Here is a 14792-nt window from a genome sequence, read left to right as displayed (position 1 = left end):
TCACTGTGGCGAGGGGCGCAAACGCCTCGTCGCAGTGGATCGGTTCAGGTCGGGTCGCAACTCCACAATTCCACGAAGGGCTGATTTGCCGTTGGTGGTCCCAGCCAATGACTCATTGGCTGGCAACGTCCATTCAAACACAGCTGGTAATCGCCAGCCTGGGGTGTGCGGCCCAGTCTCAGTGGTTGCAGGGGCGGCAGTTGGCGCAGGTAGTGCCAGCTGCCGTCTTTCAGCCAGGCACCGTCGGGAATCTCCATGCCGGCGCCATTGCCTTTGACCCGGGCTTCACCCAGAACCAGCCCCTGCCCGGTAACGCGGTAGTCCTCCTCCCAGCGGATTTTCTCGATGGTGTGATTCCACGCCAGTGTGAAGTCCCGGAGGGGAAGCTGGGCCCAGGCCACACCGGCCAGGCCCAGGCATAAACCGATCACGCCAGGGCCCGTCCGACGCGCCGCGAGCGCCACAGGTGCTGGAAGATCAACAGACCGGCCAGCACGAAGCCAATCTCATCGGTCAATGGCAACGCGACTACCAGTAAAGCGCCTGCGACAAAACACATCGTGCGCTCCCAGATCGGCATCTTCTGTTGCAGATAACCGGTAGACGCCATGCCCCAAAGCCCGACGGCCAACATCGTCTTGATCAGCATGTAAGCGGTCATCCAAAGATTGCCACCCTGAAGCATCAGCGCCGGGTTATAGACCGCCATGAACGGAATGACGAAGCCGGCAAGCGCGATGCGTACGGCCCAGAAGCTGATTTTCAGGCCGGTCTCCCTGGCAATGGGCGCTGCCGCGAAGCAAGCCAGCGCCACGGGCGGCGTCAGGTCGGCAAGAATGCCGAAATAGAACACGAACATGTGGGACACGATCAGCGGCACACCCAGTTCCAGCAGCGCGGGCGCAGCGATCGAACTGGTGATGATGTAGTTGGGAATAGTGGGAATGCCCATGCCGAGCACCAGGCAGGTGAGCATGGTCAGGATCAACGACAGCAGCAGGTTGTCCTTGCCAATGGCCAGGATGTAACCGGCGAAGGTCGACGCCACCCCGGTCAGCGACACCACGCCGATGATGATGCCCACCAGGGCACAGGCAATCCCGACCGGCACCGCATGTCGCGCACCTTCCACCAGTGCATGGAGGCAGATCGTCAGGGTTTCCCGCGCGCCTTTGATGAACCAGCAGAGGATGACCAGCACCGCGATAACCGCAAAGATGACGCCGATGCCCAACTGGAAGAACCCTACGCACAGGATACCCAGCGCGATCCAGAAGGCGCAGCGCAGGGCAAAGCTCGACACTCGCAGGATGATCGCTGAACCAAGGATCACGATGGCGGTGAGCGCCAGTCCCACCATGCCGGAGAAAAGCGGCGTGCGCCCGGAAAACAGCAGATAGATCAGGACCGCGAGCGGGATCAGCAGGTACCAGTTTTCTTTCACGGCGCCCAGCGCACTTGGGCACTGGTCCTTGGGCAAGCCTTTGAGGTTGGAGCGCCTGGCTTCGAGATGAACCATCCAGAATACTGAACCGAAGTACAGGCACGCGGGAATCAAGGCGGCCTTGGCGACTTCAACGAACGGCACGTTGATGGTCTCGGCCATGATGAACGCCACGGCACCCATGATCGGCGGCATCAATTGACTACCCATGCTGGAAGTGGCTTCCACGCCACCGGCGAACGCGGCTCTGTAGCCGAAGCGCTTCATCAGCGGGATGGTGAATTGCCCTGTGGTCACCACGTTGGCAATGCCAGAGCCGGTAATGGTCCCCATCAAGGCAGAGGAGGCAACGGCGACTTTGGCCGGGCCGCCGAGCTTGTGGCCGAACAGGCCCATGGCAAAGTCGGTGAACAGCTTGATCATCCCGGCTTTCTCAAGGAAAGCGCCAAACAGGATGAACAGGAAAATGTAGGTGGCCGACACGTAGGTCGGCGTACCGTAAAGCCCCTCGGTGCCGAAGGATAATTGATTGACGATCTGATCGAAGCCATAGCCGCGATGGGCCAGGTCGCCCGGCAGGTATTCGCCGAACAGTCCATAGGCCAGGAACAGACCGCAGATCAACGGCAGTGCGATACCCATCACGCGTCGAGCTGCCTCGAACACCAACACGATCAGCACGATACCAACCACGAGGTCCGTGACGGTCAGGTCACCGGAGCGCTGGATCAGATCGGCTTCGAATATCCATTGGTACAGGGCCGTGGTGATACCGGCCAGGGATAACACCCATGCCAGTGGCTGCCAGGGCCGACCCGTGCCATGGGCGGGATAACTCAAAAACACTACCCACAACAGGAAACCCACGTGCACGGCACGCAGGACCTGGCTGGAGACAGGGGCGAACGCAGCGGTGACGATCTGGAATACGGAAAACAGCAGGGCCACGTAGAACAGTGTCCTGGGCCAGTCCCGTGGGTCGGCGGGAATGCCGGGCTGAATCTCACTCATTAAGGGATGTCCTCTTGCCTGCATCAAAGGTGCGAACCGGGAGGGCGCAGCGACGGTCATCGCCGCTGCGCCGGATCGGCTTACAGGGCGCCGACTTCCTTGTAATAGCGCTCGGCACCGGGATGGAGGGGGATAGGCAAGTTTTTCGCGGCTTTATCCAGTGTGATGTCTTTGGCTGCGGAGTGGGCGCTGCCCAGGCGGGGGAGATTCTCGAACAGCAACTTGGTCATCTGGTAGGCCACCTCGTCCGGGACGTCTTCACGGGTGACCAGGATGTTGGTGATGGCTACGGTGGGCACGGCTTCGGCCTGGCCGTCATAGGTATTGGCCGGGATCGTTGCACTTTGGTAGGCCGGGTTGCCGATTTTTGTCACCACGTCAGTCGGAATCGACACATAGTTCAGCGCCATGGTCGAGGCCAGGTCACGGATGGCCGCCATCCCCAACCCCGAAGACTGGAGCGTGGCATCCAGTTGACGGTTCTTGATCAGGTCCACCGATTCGGCGAAGGGCAGATATTGGACCTTCATATCGGTGTAGCTAAGCCCCGCTGCCTTGAGAATGGCTCGCGCGTTCAGCTCGGTGCCGGATTTTGCCGCCCCCACGGAGATGGACTTGCCCTTGAGGTCGGCCAACGTCTTGATGCCCGACTCCTGGCTGGCAACGATCTGAATGTAATTGGGGTAGGCGCCGGCGATGGCGCGTAGTTTGGTCAGCGGTGCCTTGAAGCCGGCATCTTCCACGCCATTCTTGGCGTCAGCCACCGAATCGCCCAGCGCGAGGGCCAATTCTCCGCGCCCGGCCTGCAGCAGGTTCAGATTTTCCACCGAAGCCTTGGTGGCTTGCACCGAGGTCTTGGCGTCCTTGATGCCGGTGCTGTAGATCTGCGACAGCCCGACTCCGATCGGGTAATAGACCCCACTGGTGCCCCCCGTCAGGATGTTGATGTAAACCGGAGCGGCCTGGACCGCGGTCGTGACCGCCAAGGCTGCCGCGGCGGCCAGGAGGGTGAAGCGCTTGTTGACTCGCATGGAAAACTCTCCGTCTTGTTATGGCTTTATGCAGAGTCCTCCCACTTTAGTCCAAACGGGCCGCGAAGTGGCGAATCAATAGCGCATCAAAGGAGGACGGCAGTCATTTCTGAGCATTCCTGGAGGGCGCCAACCCTGGCACGGCGCTGCTGTCACGCACCGTCAGCTCGAACGGCAGCACCACATGCCGTTCGGCAACGGGCTTATTTTCGATCAGCGCGATCAGCATCTCTACAGCCCTGCGGCCAAAGGTTTCGGCAGGCTGCGCAATGGTGGTCAGGGGCGGATCGCAATATGCCGCGAACGGGATGTCATCGAAGCCCACCAGCGAAATATCCTCAGGTACCCGCAACCCCGACTCCTTGATGCGCTTGAGGGCGCCGATGGCCATCTCGTCGTTTTCACAGAACAGCGCACTGGGACGCTCGGCCAGCGCCAGCATCGCACCGGCTCCGTCGTACCCGGCGTTCAAGGTGAAGTCGCCGTGACAGATCAAGCCAGGGTCGACGGCCAGGCCGGCCTGGCGCAAGGCGTCCTCGTACCCGGCCACGCGGTCCAGCGTCAGGGGGCTGCTGCGGGGACCCTTGATGATGCCGATGCGACGGTGACCGAGACCGATCAGGTACTCGGTCATGGCTTGGGCGGCGGCGCGGTTGTCGAGGCTGATGGTGGGAAAGCCGGCATCCTTGATCACTTCGCAGGCGTTGACCAGCGGCAGGGCTTCGGCACCTGGAGGGAGCGACGCGAAAGGATCGCTTGCCCGCAACTGGATCACGCCATCGGCCTGGCGCGCATAGACCAGCGCCGCGAATTCCCGCTCGACTTCTGCCCGGCCCTGGGTGTCGCACAACAGCAACCGATAACCCGCCGCCTGGGCGGACTGCTGGGCACCGCTGATGACTCTGGCAAAGAACGTATTGGCGATGGCCGGCACGAGGATCACCAGGTTGCCGGTGCGACGGGAGCGGAACTGCACGGCCATCAGGTTTGGCCGGTAACCGGCCTGTTCCACCGCCGCGTTGACCTTGTCCCGTGTCTCGGGCAGGACCCGTTCGGGAGATTTCAGCGTTCTGGACACTGTAGCCACCGACACGCCGGCCAGACGGGCCACTTCACGGATATTGGACAAAATCACCTCGATCGAGCGCCGGAAAATAGCGGCACGAGAGGGAGCTTACCGCAGGTTGGACGCCTCACAAACGTCCTTGCGTGAAGACCGTGGGGTTTGACATGCCGCAAAACTGCGCCTAGATTCCGCTGTGATGTAACCGGTTACATCGTTGTCGGCCCTGACCTGAGAGAATCGCGATGAGTCCTGTAGCACCAAAAATAAGACTGGGTTTCGTGGGCGGAGGAGACGGCGCTTTCATCGGGCAGGCCCATCGTCAGGCCGCGGGCCTGGACGGTGGCTTCGAGCTGGTGTGCGGGGCATTCAGTCGCGATGCCCGCAACAATCAACAAACCGGCACAGCCCTGGGGCTGGCCGCTTCCCGCTGCTATAACGACTGGCAGCAACTGTTGGACGCCGAAGCAGCATTGCCCGCGGACCAGCGCATGGAGCTGCTGGTTATCGTGACCCCCAATCACCTGCACGCACCGATTGCTGGCCAAGCATTGAAGGCGGGTTTCCATGTGTTCAGCGAAAAGCCCGCGGCGTTGAACCTGCGTGAGCTGCTCGGGCTCAAGGATGTGTTGAAAGGCTGCGGCCGTCTGTACGGCCTGGCCCACACGTACCTGGGGTATCCCATGGTCTGGCAGGCCCGGGAGATGGTGCGCAGCGGCGTGATCGGCACAGTGCGCAAAGTGCTGGTGGAGTACCCCCAGGGCTGGCTCAGCCAGGACGTCGCCGGGCAGGGCAACAAGCAGGCCGGCTGGCGTGACGATCCCCAGCAGTCTGGCCTGGGCGGCTGCATCGGCGACATCGGCACCCACGCCTTTTCCCTCGCAGAGTTCGTGACCGGCCAGCACGTCGAGCAGCTCTGTGCGGCATTGGGTACCCACATTCCGGGCCGGCAATTGGACGACGACGCCGCGATGCTGTTGCGCATGAGTGATGGCGCCAGCGGCGTGTTGATCGCCAGCCAGGTCTGCGCCGGTGAAGAGAACCCGCTGAAGATCCGCGTCTATGGCGATAAAGGCGCCCTGGAATGGCGCCAGGAGGAACCGTCGAGCCTGATCCATCGGGCCCTCGACCAACCCCTGAGCATCCTGCGTTGCGGCGTCGGCCAGCCATGGTTGTGCGAGGCCGCCACACGCCGCATGCGCCTGCCGGCCGGGCACCCCGAGGGTTACCTGGAAGCCATGGCCAACCTCTATGGCGATTTCGCCCATGCCATTCGTGAAAGGCTCAAGGGTCCCGATGTGCCTGGCGTACCCGGTATCGAAACCGGCTTGCGCGGCATGGCGTTCATCGAGGCCGCCCTCATCAATCATCGTGGCGAGGCGAAGTGGACCGCGCTGCAGACTGGAGAGTCGCTGTTGTGAATACCGCCGATCAGACACCGAGCGGCTTGCGAGGGCCGGCTATTTTTCTGGCCCAGTTCATGTCCGACGAGCCGCCGTTCGACACCTTGGCGAGCATTGCGCGGTGGGCCGCTTCACAAGGGTACAAAGCCATTCAGTTGCCGACCTTGGGCACACGTTACATCGACCTGGCCCGGGCCGCCGACAGCCAGGCCTACTGCGATGAGATCAAGGCCACCTGCGCAGAGGCCGGCGTCGAGATCAGCGAACTGTCGACGCACCTGCAAGGCCAACTGGTCGCGGTACACCCGGCGTTCGACGCGCTGTTCGACGACTTCGCTCCGGCCCATCTGCGCGGCCAGTCCCAGGCCCGGACCGAGTGGGCCATCGAGCAACTCAAGCTGGCGGCCCGGGCCAGTCAACGCTTGGGGCTCAGTGCCCATGCGACGTTTTCCGGCGCGCTGTTGTGGCCCTACATGTACCCGTGGCCACAACGCCCGAGCGGGCTTGTCGAACAAGTGTTTGCCGAGCTGGCCCGGCGCTGGCTGCCGATTCTCGATTGTTTCGAGGCGGCCGGGGTGGACCTGTGCTACGAAATCCATCCCGGCGAGGACCTTCACGATGGGGCCTCGTTCGAGCGTTTCCTGGAAGCGGTCGATCACCATCCTCGGGCAGCCATCCTCTACGACCCCAGTCACTTGCTGCTGCAGCAGATGGATTACCTGGGTTTCATCGATCGCTACCACGCGCGCATCCGTATGTTCCACGTCAAAGATGCCGAGTTCCGCCCCGATGCCCGGTCCGGTGTGTACGGCGGCTACCAGGGCTGGATGGAGCGTCCTGGCCGGTTCCGTTCCCTGGGCGATGGGCAGATCGATTTCAAATCGATCTTCAGCAAGTTGACCCAGTACGATTTCAGCGGCTGGGCAGTGCTGGAGTGGGAGTGCTGCCTGAAGGACTCGCAACAGGGTGCCGCCGAAGGGGCTGCGTTCATTCAGCGGCACATGATCAACAAGAGCCGCAAGGCGTTCGATGATTTTGCCGGGGTGACGGCGGATGAAGCGTCCAATCGGCAGCTGCTGGGGCTGCCGAGGTAACCGATACCAAAAAACTGTGGCAAGGGAGTTCATTGTGGGAGCAAGGCTTGCCCGCGATAAAGCCGACGAGGTCCTTAGGAAGAATGAGGCGCCTGCATCGCGGGCAAGCCTTGCTCCCACAGTAAATCCCCTCGCCACACACAAGCTTTTACCAACTGGCTGGCTTACAAGAACAACAAATAGACGGTGACTGTCATGACCACGATGAACGCACGCTTGAGCGTGATGATGTTCCTGCAGTTCTTTATCTGGGGCGGCTGGTTCGTCACCCTAGGGACCTTTCTTTCCAGCACCCTGGGCGCCAGCGGTGGGCAGATCGGCATGGCGTTTTCCACTCAGTCCTGGGGCGCGATCATCGCGCCGTTCGTGATTGGCCTGATAGCCGACCGCTACTTCAATGCCGAACGTATCCTGGCGGTGCTGCACCTGTTGGGCGCGGTGCTGCTGTATCAGCTGTATGCGGCGCAGGACTTCAGTGATTTTTACCCGTTCGTGCTGGCGTACATGGTGGTTTATATGCCGACGCTGGCCCTGGTCAATTCCGTAGCGTTCCGTCAGATGCGCGATCCGGCGCTGGAGTTTTCCCGTGTGCGGGTGTGGGGCACCATTGGCTGGATTGTCGCGGGTGTGGTCATCAGTTTCGTGTTCGCCTGGGATTCTCGGGAAGCCATTGCAGCGGGCGGCTTGCGCAACACCTTCCTGATGGCGGCGATTGCCTCGCTTGCCCTGGGCATCTATAGCTTCACGCTGCCGGCCACGGCCCCGCTCAAGGCTCAAGCCGGCGGCGGAATGAAGCAACTGCTGGGCCTGGACGCCCTGGGGCTGCTCAAGGACCGCAGTTACCTGGTGTTCTTCATCGCCTCGATCCTGATCTGCATTCCGCTGGCGTTCTATTACCAGAACGCCAACCCGTTCCTGGCCGAGACCGGCATGACCAACCCCACGGCAAAGATGGCCATCGGGCAGGTGTCCGAGGTGCTGTTCATGCTGCTGTTGCCGCTGTTCATTCTGCGCTTCGGTATCAAATTGGCGTTGTTGGTGGGAATGCTGGCGTGGGCGTTGCGCTACCTGCTGTTCGCCTACGGCAACAACGGTGACCTGGCGTTCATGCTCTTCACCGGCATTGCCTTGCATGGCATCTGTTATGACTTCTTTTTTGTCTCGGGGCAGATCTACACCGACGCCAAGGCGCCGGAGCATCTGCGCAGCTCAGCCCAAGGGCTGATCACCCTGGCGACCTATGGCCTGGGCATGTTGATCGGCTTCCGGGTAGCGGGACAGGTCACTGATCATTTTGCCGAAGCGGGCGGTCATGACTGGACCAGCATCTGGTTGTTCCCGGCCGGTTTTGCGCTGCTGGTGTTCGTCTGCTTCCTGGTCGCCTTCAGTGGCCGGCAGGCGGTCGCCGTACCGTCAAAGGCCTGAAGCGCAGTACGGCACCGAACGCCGGTCATTTATGACTGACGTCCAGTTTGGAGTAGGTCACTTTCCCGCCTTCGGTGGCATAGCCGACGTTGTCCAGGGTGTAGACGCCCGCTTTGAAGTAGAAGTTGTAGCCATACCAGGACGGATCCAGCTTCACCTGTTTGCCAAGGTTGTTGATCAGTACGGTGACCTTGCCCTGTTTGTCCATCTGCAAGGTGTAGGTAAAGACTTTGTTCAAGGCAACGTTCGGCACGGTGAACATCACCGGGCTTTTTGCATCCTTGGGCTTGACCCGGTATTCGACATCCAGGTTGCCGACACCCTTGGTGAAACGGTAGACGAGCTTGAGCAATGGGGCGGGTGCGTCCTTGGCGTGGATCTGCGCGACGACCACGCGACCGGCCGAGGGCACCTGATTCACAGCCAGGGTGCCTTTGAGGGTATTGACCCCGCTGTTAAATCGCCAGTTGCGCAGCTTGCCGTCTTTCGAGGTTTCCCGCAGCTCGGAGCGCGGGTACTTGCTCTTACCTGTGTGGGAACCGGTTACCGGAGCCCAGAACACGATCTTGTCGCCAGTGTGGGTGAAATACTGGTTGCGCAGGGTCGGCACCGCCTTGGTCGCAACGGTCAGGGCCGGGGTTTGTATCGGAAGGGTGATGTTCCAGACAGTCAGGTCAATCATGGTCAAGCGCTCCAACGGTGTAGCCGGTGCAGATCGGTGTCAGCCGGCAAGGGCAGAATTGCCTTCCGTGGCGCAATCATCTGGTTATCGACATGGCGCTGATTCGCTGGAGGATGTTGGCGGGGCAACTGACGAATGGCTCTAACTTGAGCGTTGTGGACGGTTTTTCGACTTGCGCGCAGACAATGTCAATTTGATGTTAATCGGGTAAAGTACGCGCCGCCCGAGAGATGGATCCCGGGCGTTTCCCATGGAGTAGTCAATGAAAAGTTTCAGCAAAGTTGTCGCCACCGCCCTGTTCGGCCTGGTCCTGGCGGGTTGCACCGGCACCCCGATGAAGACCCAGCAGTACGACAGCAGCCAATACACCGTTGTCGGCCACAGTGAAGCGAAGGCCACTGGCCTGTTGCTGTTCGGCGTGATCCCGATCCGCCAGAACAACCGCTTCGTACGCGCCCAGAACGCCGCGATCCTGGCCAAGGGCGGCGACGCCATGATCAATACCCAAGTGCAGGAAGACTGGTTCTGGGCCTGGGTCCTGACCGGTTACACCACGTCGGTGTCCGGGGATGTGGTCAAGCTGAAGAACGTTCAGTAAAGGTCAGTTCGATCGTGCCCACTCTCGGCGTGGGTACGTCGCCCGGGACGCTTCGCGTTCCGCTTCTAAAGCGTGACGCGGAGCGTCACTGGATGCATTCCCACGCAGAGCGTGGGAATGATCGGTAGACGTTCCGGTCAATGCCCCCCGACCACCATGCGACTGAACGGCTCGACATACGCCTGCAACGTCACCAGCCCGCCCACCAGAATCGCCAGCACCACCGAGTGGAAAAACACGTAGCGCAGGATTTCCCCTTCATGGCCATACCAACGGGTGGCGGTGGAGGCGACCACGATCGACTGGGCATCGACCATCTTGCCCATCACCCCGCCGGAACTGTTGGCGGCGGCCATCAACACCGGGCTCAGGCCCAGTTGCTCTGAAGTCACCCGTTGCAAGCCGCCGAACAGCACGTTGGAGGCGGTGTCCGAGCCGGTCAGCGCCACGCCCAGCCAGCCCAGCAAGGTGCCGAACATCGGGTAGAAAATGCCTGTCGCGGCAAACGCCAGGCCCATGGTGGCGTCCAGTCCCGAATAACGGGTGAGAAACCCCAGGGCCAGCATCGCCACGATGGTAATCAGCGAATAACGCACTACCCATAGCGTTCTCAGGTACTGGTGCGCCAGTTGCGGGATGGAATAGCCCATCAGCAAGCCGCCGAGAATAGCTGCCAGGAAGATGCCGCTGCCGGTGGCGGTGAACCAGTTGAACTTGTAGACCGCTTCCTCGGTTTTGGGCTGGGGCACCACCGGAGGCACTTTTTCGATGTGCTGGTGGATGGTTTCGAAGGTCAGCAGGGGTGAGAAGATGGGGTTGGCCTCGCGCATCGGCTTGCCCTGGGGATCGAGTCGCGCCGATTGAGTCTGGGGATCGATGGCCGGGCGGGTATCGAACAGGTTCTTGAAGCCCTGGGTACCCCAGGCAAACACGAACACCGTGAGGATGATCCACGGCATCCATGCCCGCAGCACCGCTGGCCGGGTATCAGTCGAGAACGCTGTGCTGGTCACCGGCTGCTGTTCTTCGCTGGCGTCGATCTTTGAATCATCGTGTCGCCCCGACAACGCTGCGGAGGTGTGTACCGTGGCCGGCTTCCAGACTCTGAGAAAGCCGGTGAGGCAGGCCATGGAAATCAGCGCGGCGATCACATCCACCAGCATCGGCCCATGGTAGTTTGAGACCACGAACTGAGGGATGGCGAAGCTGACGCCGGCCACCAGGATCGCCGGCCAGACCTCCAGCATCTTGCGCCATCCGGCGAAGGCCCAGATCAGCCAGAACGGTACGATCACCGAAAAGAACGGCAACTGCCGGCCGACCATCATCGACAGTTCCATTTCATCCAGCCCGGTGACCTTGGCCAGCGTGATGACGGGGGTGCCCAAGGCGCCGAACGCCACCGGTGCCGTGTTGGCGATCAATGCCAGGCCGGAGGCGGCCAGCGGTGAAAAGCCCAGTCCGATGAGGATCGCCCCAGTCACCGCCACCGGCGTACCGAAGCCCGCCGCCCCCTCGAAAAACGCACCGAAGCAGAAGGCGATGAGCAGCAATTGCAGGCGCCGGTCGTCGGTGATTCGCGCCAGGGAATCCTGCAGGACCTTGAACGAGCCGTTTTCGGTGGTCAGCCGGTGCAGGAAGATAATGTTGAGCACAATCCAGCCAATGGGCAGCAACCCGTTGGCCGCCCCGTAGAGCGCCGCCGTACCGGCCATGCCGGCTGGCATGCCGAAAGCGAAAATCGCGATCAGCAGGGCCGAGGCCAGGGCCAGCAACGCCGCCAGGTGCGCCTTGATATGAAAGAACGCCAGGGACGCCAGCATCACCACCACCGGGACCGCCGCCAGGAACGTCGACAGCACCGCATTACCGAAGGGATCGTAGACTTGTTGCCAGACCATGTTCCACCTCTGCTTTTTATTGTTGGAAGTGCAGGCCCCAGGGGGGATTGGCAGAAGAGTATAGGCGGGGATCCGGCAGGGCATGGGGGCATGCCCCCGTCCTGTCTGGGGCCGCTTCGCGACCCAGCGGGAGCTAGCTCCCTTGCCACAAAGGCGATGATGTTCGGCTAACGCGTGTCGGTGCGTGCGCCTTCTTCCAGTCGAAGCTCCAGGCTCAAGTCATCGCAACTTCTCGACCAGGCGCTGAGCCAGTCGGGCATGGCCGGCGGCTGTTCGTCCAGGCCCAGGGCGCGAATGAACTCAGCCGGTGCAATCGTGCCCTTGGCCGAGCGGAACAGGCCACGCATGACAACCACCCCGACCACACGCCCCCGACTCATGAAACGGTGTTCCATGAACGACCACTTCTCGTCCCAGCCGAGCATCCGGGTGTGCACCTCGAATGCTTCGAACAGCTTCAATTCGCGCCTGAACTTGCCCCAGACATCCCCTACGATCGGCACCGCCCGGTTGCTCAACGCCACTTTGTAGGCGCCGCTGCGCAGCACGTAATCCATGCGTCCGACATCTGCCAGTGTGAAATAGCGGCCGTTGGTGACGTGGCGGTTGAAGTCCAGATCCAGCGGCCATACACGCATGCGCACCACGGTGGTCTCCAGAGGAGCCATCGGCTTGCGCCAGGGGCGACGAAACAGCATCAGCAACAGTCGGAACCAGAGATTCATGGAAATACCGCAAAGGGAAAAAAGCCCACTTTAGACAGGTGGAATGGCCTGGGCCAGGTGCGCAAATGACTGTTTGCCCGCAAAACGCGCATTTGGGACATGTCTGCATACCTGATTGCTCATGCCCAGCTATGAGCCGCTGGCACCGATGTAGAAATGGCGGGACGCCACCAGACCGGTGGGAGCTGTGGTCGGGAAAACTAATGTGGGAGCGAGCCTGCTCGCGATGGCGTCGGCACAGTCAACCCCACTGCGAGCAAGCGTGTTGCGAGCCCTTCAACCCTTGGCTGCCATTGCCGTGACTTCCACCCGCATGCCCTCGACCCCCAGTGCCGCCACGCCGATCGCGGCGCGCACCGGCCAGGGTTTGGCGAAGAAGCGTTTGTACACTTCGTTGAAGGCTGCGCGTTCGGTCATGTCGGTGAGGTAGATGGTCAGGTGCAAGACCCGGTCCATGGAACTACCGGCACGCTCCAGCGCAGTCTTGAGTGCTTGCAAGGTGCATTCGCTCTGCAGGGTGATGTCGCCCAGCTCCAGGTTGCCGTCGGCGCGGGTCGGGATCTGGGTGGTGACCAGTAGGCCACCGAAGCCGGCGACGTCCGAAGAAATGGAATCCGCATCCGGGTCCGGAGTGAACGTGATGTCTGGGTTGGTCATGCGGCGCCTCATGGGGAAAAGGAAAAAGACGCCGCAGTTTACCGTCCAATGGTGCGCCGTTCCCGGCTTTCCTTCATCGATTCTCTCTTTGCACCAGCGCCTGGATGTAGGTTTCAATCGTGGTGGTGCCGCGCAGCCCATCCTCGGCAACCTCGAAGCCGCTGTCGACGCTGATCTCTGTCATCCGGGTATAGGATTGCGCGGCGGCGGGGCTGAAACCGAGGTCCAGGAACGCATCTTCCCAGCGGTTCTTCGGTATTACCTGCACCTCGACCGGCCTGCCTAGCGCCTGGGAAAAAGCCTGCGCGACATCGTTGGGTGAATACAGGCGAGGCCCTTGCACATAACGAACGCCGATGTCGGTTACCGGCGACAACAGTCTCGCTGCTGCTGTTTCGCCCATGTCCCGGGGGGCAACCATGGGCAGGGCCTGGTCTGCCGGAAGCAGGGTTGGCAGCTTGCCTGTCGTGCGGACGGTGTCGAGCAGGCTGTCCCAATTGCTCATGTAGTAGACGGCGCGATTGATCGCCGCCGGGATTGATTGATTGCGCAAGCCTTCTTCCAGCTCCCACAAGACACTGAGGTCACCGAGACGCTCGCCGGGTTGGGCACCGGCAGTGGACTGGGCGACGATCTTCTCAAGGCCCGAACCGTCCAGCGCGGCGAGAATATTGCCCACGGTATGCCTTTCCACCGCATCGGTATCAGTACTCGGAGCGGCCGGTGGATTGAGGATGAAGGCCCGGCGCCCGAGTCGGAAGGCGGCGCGCAGCGACTCGACATCCTGCGCATCCGCCTCGACAATCCGAGCGCCTTTGCCGCGCCATTCCTCCCCATGGGCGGCGTTGCGAGTCAGGAGCGTCACCGGCGCTGCCTGGGCCAGCAGCGCCTGGACGGTGGCCGAACCAACATGTCCTGTGCCTCCCATGATCACGTACATGATTCACCTCCCTCCCGGCCCAGGATCAAAGGTTGGCCTGGGCCTGGGCTGTCATTGCCGTTTCAAGGTGCGGCTCCGCGCCGTTCAGGCGCTCGGCCAGTTGGTAGGCCTGTTCCCAACCGAACTCAGGCTCCAGCCAATCGAGCGCGTCGTCTGTGCTCAAGGCCAGTACACGTTGCTGTTGGCCGGCAATATCGCCATAAGTCACCAGGGCCAGGCCGTCGCAGCCCAAGGCGGTTTCGCTGGCCTGGGCCAGGGCCGCCAGAAAGATCGGGGCCGATTGTCGGGACGTCGTATAGCTGAAGTCTTGCGCCTGGGCCGAGTCGCAGTGCCCCTGCGCTTCGTACCAGCCTTCCACGGCCACCAATACACGGCCTTCGCGCTTGATGGGGTCAAAGACCTTGGAACGCATCACCAGGTGCAGCGGCAGATGCGTCAGTGGGGGCATCGTTCCCACCGACCAGATGGGCGACCAGCCCCAGCGAACCTTGATGGACTCCAGGTGCCCGCCGCGACGGCGGATGGCACTGACCTGCATGTTCGGCTTGATCAGGTTGTGCCGCTCCTGGGGACTGGCGGGCACCGTCCTGTACAAGTCCAGGTGCGTCACCGCTATATCGAAACGTCCGCCCGAGGTGTCTCGCTGGGCGAAATACGCCAGGGCGTCCTTTGAGGAAACGTGCTGAACAAAACCCTCACACATGGCGAAAACTCCTGGAATCGAAACGCAACAGACCGTCGAGGCGCTAGCCGTTCGAGTCTCGACTGCTCAAGCGCGTCATCACTGATTTCAGCGGTGTCATGTAGGTCCGAGCTGC

General features: G+C 61.6%; 14 protein-coding genes. 4 read left to right on the top strand and 10 right to left on the bottom strand.

Annotation, left to right across the window (positions count from 1 at the left end; all coding sequences use genetic code 11):
* Positions 1-44: 44 nt before the first annotated feature.
* The 4 genes from QZH45_RS19260 to QZH45_RS19245 all read right to left on the bottom strand — a co-directional run bounded on the left by QZH45_RS19260 (position 45) and on the right by QZH45_RS19245 (position 4615).
* A complete protein-coding gene (locus QZH45_RS19260; protein ID WP_024779276.1) occupies positions 45-431 on the bottom strand; it encodes a DUF1850 domain-containing protein in 387 nt (128 codons plus the stop codon).
* Complete coding sequence (locus QZH45_RS19255; RefSeq protein WP_024779275.1) at positions 428-2455, bottom strand: TRAP transporter permease; 2028 nt, start codon at positions 2453-2455, stop codon at positions 428-430. Before QZH45_RS19255 ends, QZH45_RS19260 begins: the two co-directional genes overlap by 4 nt.
* 80 nt (positions 2456-2535) lie before the next feature.
* The gene (locus QZH45_RS19250) at positions 2536-3486 is read right to left on the bottom strand and encodes a TAXI family TRAP transporter solute-binding subunit (protein ID WP_024779274.1); all 951 of its coding nucleotides are present in this window, start codon (positions 3484-3486) and stop codon (positions 2536-2538) included.
* A gap of 103 nt (positions 3487-3589) precedes the next feature.
* A complete protein-coding gene (locus QZH45_RS19245; protein WP_024779273.1) occupies positions 3590-4615 on the bottom strand; it encodes a LacI family DNA-binding transcriptional regulator in 1026 nt (341 codons plus the stop codon).
* A gap of 179 nt (positions 4616-4794) precedes the next feature.
* Between QZH45_RS19245 and QZH45_RS19240 the strand changes: the two genes are divergently transcribed.
* The 3 genes from QZH45_RS19240 (at position 4795) to QZH45_RS19230 (ending at position 8471) form a co-directional block, all read left to right on the top strand.
* The gene (locus QZH45_RS19240) at positions 4795-5970 is read left to right on the top strand and encodes a Gfo/Idh/MocA family protein (RefSeq protein WP_024779272.1); all 1176 of its coding nucleotides are present in this window, start codon (positions 4795-4797) and stop codon (positions 5968-5970) included.
* Positions 5967-7046 (top strand): sugar phosphate isomerase/epimerase family protein, encoded by a 1080-nt coding sequence (locus QZH45_RS19235; protein ID WP_069018283.1) that lies wholly within the window; start codon positions 5967-5969, stop codon positions 7044-7046. The genes QZH45_RS19240 and QZH45_RS19235 overlap by 4 nt, the downstream gene beginning before the upstream one ends.
* A gap of 195 nt (positions 7047-7241) precedes the next feature.
* Positions 7242-8471: a nucleoside permease gene (locus QZH45_RS19230; protein ID WP_024779270.1), complete on the top strand. Its 1230-nt coding sequence runs from the start codon at positions 7242-7244 to the stop codon at positions 8469-8471.
* Positions 8472-8496: 25 nt separating this feature from the next.
* Here QZH45_RS19230 and QZH45_RS19225 read toward each other — a convergent pair whose 3' ends face one another.
* Positions 8497-9153 (bottom strand): polysaccharide lyase family 7 protein, encoded by a 657-nt coding sequence (locus tag QZH45_RS19225; RefSeq protein ID WP_024779269.1) that lies wholly within the window; start codon positions 9151-9153, stop codon positions 8497-8499.
* A 262-nt stretch (positions 9154-9415) separates the two neighbouring features.
* Between QZH45_RS19225 and QZH45_RS19220 the strand changes: the two genes are divergently transcribed.
* Positions 9416-9751, top strand: a complete 336-nt coding sequence (locus tag QZH45_RS19220; protein ID WP_024779268.1) for a hypothetical protein — start codon at positions 9416-9418, stop codon at positions 9749-9751.
* A gap of 137 nt (positions 9752-9888) precedes the next feature.
* On the opposite strand, the gene QZH45_RS19215 is transcribed toward QZH45_RS19220, so the two are convergent.
* The 5 genes from QZH45_RS19215 to QZH45_RS19195 all read right to left on the bottom strand — a co-directional run bounded on the left by QZH45_RS19215 (position 9889) and on the right by QZH45_RS19195 (position 14677).
* Entirely contained in the window at positions 9889-11652 is a 1764-nt protein-coding gene (locus tag QZH45_RS19215; protein ID WP_069018282.1) for an L-lactate permease, read from the bottom strand.
* A 167-nt stretch (positions 11653-11819) separates the two neighbouring features.
* On the bottom strand, positions 11820-12377 hold the full coding sequence (locus tag QZH45_RS19210) for a thioesterase family protein (RefSeq protein ID WP_024779266.1): 558 nt from the start codon (positions 12375-12377) through the stop codon (positions 11820-11822).
* A gap of 276 nt (positions 12378-12653) precedes the next feature.
* The gene (locus tag QZH45_RS19205; RefSeq protein WP_024779265.1) at positions 12654-13034 is read right to left on the bottom strand and encodes a RidA family protein; all 381 of its coding nucleotides are present in this window, start codon (positions 13032-13034) and stop codon (positions 12654-12656) included.
* 73 nt (positions 13035-13107) lie between these two features.
* Positions 13108-13974: an NmrA family NAD(P)-binding protein gene (locus QZH45_RS19200; RefSeq protein WP_055135778.1), complete on the bottom strand. Its 867-nt coding sequence runs from the start codon at positions 13972-13974 to the stop codon at positions 13108-13110.
* Positions 13975-13999: 25 nt separating this feature from the next.
* Positions 14000-14677, bottom strand: a complete 678-nt coding sequence (locus tag QZH45_RS19195) for an SOS response-associated peptidase family protein (RefSeq protein WP_053190880.1) — start codon at positions 14675-14677, stop codon at positions 14000-14002.
* Positions 14678-14792 lie beyond the last annotated feature (115 nt).

This window comes from Pseudomonas corrugata (genome assembly GCF_050920615.1).
Taxonomy (GTDB): domain Bacteria; phylum Pseudomonadota; class Gammaproteobacteria; order Pseudomonadales; family Pseudomonadaceae; genus Aquipseudomonas; species Aquipseudomonas corrugata.
This window is presented reverse-complemented; position numbering and strand designations above follow the sequence as displayed.

Bases quoted from the DNA above. Each gene is read 5' to 3' on its own strand.
- QZH45_RS19200 (WP_055135778.1), bottom strand. From the start codon at position 13,974: ATGTACGTGATCATGGGAGGCACAGGACATGTTGGTTCGGCCACCGTC.
- QZH45_RS19230 (WP_024779270.1), top strand. From the start codon at position 7,242: ATGACCACGATGAACGCACGCTTGAGCGTGATGATGTTCCTGCAGTTC.
- QZH45_RS19205 (WP_024779265.1), bottom strand. From the start codon at position 13,034: ATGACCAACCCAGACATCACGTTCACTCCGGACCCGGATGCGGATTCC.
- QZH45_RS19195 (WP_053190880.1), bottom strand. From the start codon at position 14,677: ATGTGTGAGGGTTTTGTTCAGCACGTTTCCTCAAAGGACGCCCTGGCG.
- QZH45_RS19220 (WP_024779268.1), top strand. From the start codon at position 9,416: ATGAAAAGTTTCAGCAAAGTTGTCGCCACCGCCCTGTTCGGCCTGGTC.
- QZH45_RS19250 (WP_024779274.1), bottom strand. From the start codon at position 3,486: ATGCGAGTCAACAAGCGCTTCACCCTCCTGGCCGCCGCGGCAGCCTTG.
- QZH45_RS19215 (WP_069018282.1), bottom strand. From the start codon at position 11,652: ATGGTCTGGCAACAAGTCTACGATCCCTTCGGTAATGCGGTGCTGTCG.
- QZH45_RS19255 (WP_024779275.1), bottom strand. From the start codon at position 2,455: ATGAGTGAGATTCAGCCCGGCATTCCCGCCGACCCACGGGACTGGCCC.
- QZH45_RS19210 (WP_024779266.1), bottom strand. From the start codon at position 12,377: ATGAATCTCTGGTTCCGACTGTTGCTGATGCTGTTTCGTCGCCCCTGG.
- QZH45_RS19225 (WP_024779269.1), bottom strand. From the start codon at position 9,153: ATGATTGACCTGACTGTCTGGAACATCACCCTTCCGATACAAACCCCG.
- QZH45_RS19240 (WP_024779272.1), top strand. From the start codon at position 4,795: ATGAGTCCTGTAGCACCAAAAATAAGACTGGGTTTCGTGGGCGGAGGA.